General features: G+C 73.0%; 2 protein-coding genes. Both read left to right on the top strand.

All coding sequences use genetic code 11. The annotated features are described in order from the left end of the window. The first annotated feature begins 357 nt into the window (after positions 1–357). Positions 358–2,880, top strand: a complete 2,523-nt coding sequence (locus QZ433_RS14840) for a DUF4118 domain-containing protein (protein WP_295784921.1) — start codon at positions 358–360, stop codon at positions 2,878–2,880. After that, on the top strand, positions 2,877–3,548 hold the full coding sequence (locus tag QZ433_RS14845) for a response regulator (protein ID WP_295784923.1): 672 nt from the start codon (positions 2,877–2,879) through the stop codon (positions 3,546–3,548). The genes QZ433_RS14840 and QZ433_RS14845 overlap by 4 nt, the downstream gene beginning before the upstream one ends.

The following is a 3,548-nucleotide window of genomic DNA, read 5'->3' on the forward strand; positions in this document are numbered from 1 at the left end:
AATCGTCGACATGCGTATGCCCTCCGCCGCCGTCGTCGCGCCTCGCGCGCGGCGGCGGCGCGTCGCGGTGTCGTCGCCCCGCGCCGCAATCGCTTCATCGGCGCCATTCGGCACGCATGAAGCGCCCGCGCGACACTTCGACGCCACCCAACGCGCTGTCACCGCCCAGCGCCCCACCGCCGCCCGCCGCCCCGCCGCCCGCGGCGCCGTTTCATCGGCGCCATTCGGCACGCATGAAACGCCCCCGCGACACTTCGACGCCACTCAACGCGCTGTCACCACCCAGCGCCACGCCCCTACCAAACGCCCCACCCCCACCCAACGCCCCACCCAGCGCCCCACCCCCGGGAGCGCGTCGTGAAGCGCGGGCGGCTGCGCGTACTGCTGGGCATGGCGCCGGGCGTGGGCAAGACGTACGAGATGCTCGAAGAGGGGCGGCGCCTGCGCGACGAGGGCCGCGACGTCGTCATCGCCGTCGTCGAGACCCACGGCCGCGTCGCCACGGCCGCCCAGGCGGAGGGCCTCGAGGTCGTTCCACGTCGCACCGTCGCCCACCGTGGAGTCGCGCTCGACGAGATGGACCTGGATGCCGTGCGCGAGCGGCATCCGCAGATCGCCCTCGTCGACGAGCTCGCACACACCAACGCGCCCGGCTCGCTGCACGACAAGCGCTGGCACGACGTCGACGACCTGCTGGACGCGGGGATCGACGTGATCACCACCGTCAACGTGCAGCACATCGAATCGCTCAACGACGTGGTCGAGAAGATCACCGGGGTCATCCAGCGCGAGACGGTCCCGGATGCCGTGGTCCGCGCCGCCGACCAGATCGAGGTCGTGGATCTGGCGCCGCAGTCGTTGCGGGACCGTCTCGCGGCGGGGTCGGTGTACCCGGCCGAGCGCATCGACGCGGCACTGTCGAACTACTTCCGCCTGGGCAATCTGACGGCGTTGCGCGAGCTCGCCCTGCTGTGGCTGGCCGACGAGGTCGACTCGGCGCTGCAGCGCTACCGCACCGAGCACGGTATCGAGGGGACGTGGCAGGCGCGGGAGCGGGTCGTCGTGGCCCTCACCGGCGGGCCCGAGGGCGAGACCCTGCTGCGCCGGGGTGCGCGCATCGCGGCGCGCTCGGCCGGGGGCGAACTGCTCGCGGTGCACGTGTCGACGCAGGACGGCCTGCGGGCGAGCGCTCCCGGGGCCCTCGCCGAGCAGCGGGCGCTGGTCGAGACCCTCGGCGGGTCGTATCACCAGGTGATCGGCGAAGACCCGGCGACCGCCCTGGTCGACTTCGCCCGATCGGTCAACGCCTCGCAGCTGGTGATCGGTGTGAGCCGACGCGGGCGGCTCGCGGCGGCCCTGACCGGTCCGGGCATCGGCGCGACCGTCATCCGCCTGTCGGGCGACATCGACGTGCACATCGTCAATCACGCGCGCGCCGGCGGTCGCTTCGCCCTTCCGCGCCTGGTCGGGCCCGCGCTCAGCGCGAAGCGTCGCATCCTGGGCTTCGTCACCGCCCTGGTCGGCGGACCGCTCATCTCGATGCTGCTGCTGGCGACCGGTTCGGACGACTCCGTCGCCGCCGACGTGCTGGTCTACCAGCTGCTCGTCGTCGTCGTGGCGCTGATCGGCGGGATCTGGCCGGCGCTGTTCGCGGCCGTCCTGTCGGGCTTCACGCTGAACTTCCTCTTCATCGAGCCGCTGTACACGGTCACGATCAGCAACCCGGCCAATGCGCTCGCTCTCGCGCTGTACGTCGTCATCGCGACGCTCGTCAGCATCGTCGTCGACCAGGCCGCGCGTCGGGCTCGTTCGGCCCGCCGCGCCGGCGCCGAGGCCGAACTGCTGGCGACCGTCGCCGGGAGCGTGCTGCGCGGAGAGAGCGCCGTGCCCGCGCTCGTCAGCCGGGCCCGCGAGGCATTCGGTCTGGCCGGGGTGCGACTGATCACCGCGGACGGCGACGTCATCGCCACCGACGGCGAGCCGGTCCGCGACGAACGGTCCACGGCCGTCCCGGTCGGGGTCGACCGTGCCGTGCTCGAGCTGCACGGGCGGGATCTGGATGCCGGCGAGCGCCGCCTTCTCGACGTCATCGTCGCGCAGCTCGCCGCCGCCCTGGAGCGCACCGACCTCGCCGAGACGGCCGCCGAGGCGGGGGCCCTCGCCGAGACCGACCAGGTGCGCAGCGCCCTGCTGTCGGCGGTGAGCCATGACCTGCGGCGTCCGCTCGCCGCGGCCGTCGCGTCGCTGGGGGGTCTGCGCGCCGCGGGCGACAACCTGTCGGACGACGACCGCCGCGAACTGCTCGAGACCGCCGACGAGAGCCTGGCGACCCTGTCGGTGCTGGTCACCGACCTGCTCGATGTCAGCCGCGTGCAGGCGGGCGTGCTCGCGGTGTCGCTGGCACCGACCGACGCGGCGGGCGTCGTGCTCATGGCCCTGGACGAACTCGACCTCGGCCCCGACGACGTCGAGCTCGCCCTCGATCCCGACCTGCCCCCGCTGCGCGCGGACCCGGTGCTGCTCCAACGCGTGCTCGTCAACGTGCTCACGAACGCCCAGCGCTACACCCCCGACGGCGCGCGCGTCCGCATCGCCACGAGCCGCCTCGGCGGCATCGCCGAGATCAGGGTCATCGACCACGGCCCGGGGATCGCGGCCGACCGCCGCGAGGACATGTTCTCGCCCTTCCAGCGCCTGGGCGACACCGACAACACGGCCGGACTCGGCCTGGGCCTCGCCCTCTCGCGCGGTTTCGCCGAGGGCATGGGCGGCACCCTCACCCCCGAAGACACCCCCGGTGGCGGCCTCACCATGGTGGTGGCGTTGCCGGTCGAGAGAGCGGATGCCACGGCATCCGGAACCCCCAGGAGCATCGCGTGAAGATCCTCATCGCCGACGACGACCCGCAGTTGGTGCGGGCCCTGCGCATCACGCTGGCGGCGCACGGCTACGACGTCGTCGCCGCGGCCGACGGCGCCGCGGCGATCACGCTCGCCGCCCAGTCGCACCCCGACCTGGTGCTGCTGGACCTCGGGATGCCGCACCTCGACGGTGTGCAGGTCATCCAGGCGCTGCGCGGCTGGACGACCGCGCCGATCATCGTGGTGTCGGGTCGCACCGGCTCGGCCGACAAGGTCGAGGCCCTCGACGCGGGAGCCGACGACTACGTCACCAAGCCGTTCCAGATCGACGAGCTGCTCGCACGCCTGCGCGTGCACGCGCGACGCACCGTCCCCGCGAGCGGGGAGTCCACGGTGCGCTTCGGCGACGTCGAGGTCGACCTGGCGGCGAACGCCGTGCTGCGGGGCGGGGCGCGCGTGCACCTCACGCCGACGGAGTGGCGGATGCTGGAGTTCCTCGCCCGCAACCCGGGCTCGCTCGTGACGCGGCAGACCCTGCTGAAGGAGATCTGGGCGAGCGAGCAGGTCGCCGACAGCGGGTACCTGCGGCTGTACATGTCGCAGTTGCGCAAGAAGCTCGAGGCCGATCCCTCGGCCCCGGTGCACCTGCTCACCGAACAGGGGATGGGGTACCGGCTGGTGGTGTGA

This window comes from uncultured Microbacterium sp. (assembly GCF_913776565.1).
Classification (GTDB): Bacteria; Actinomycetota; Actinomycetes; order Actinomycetales; family Microbacteriaceae; genus Microbacterium.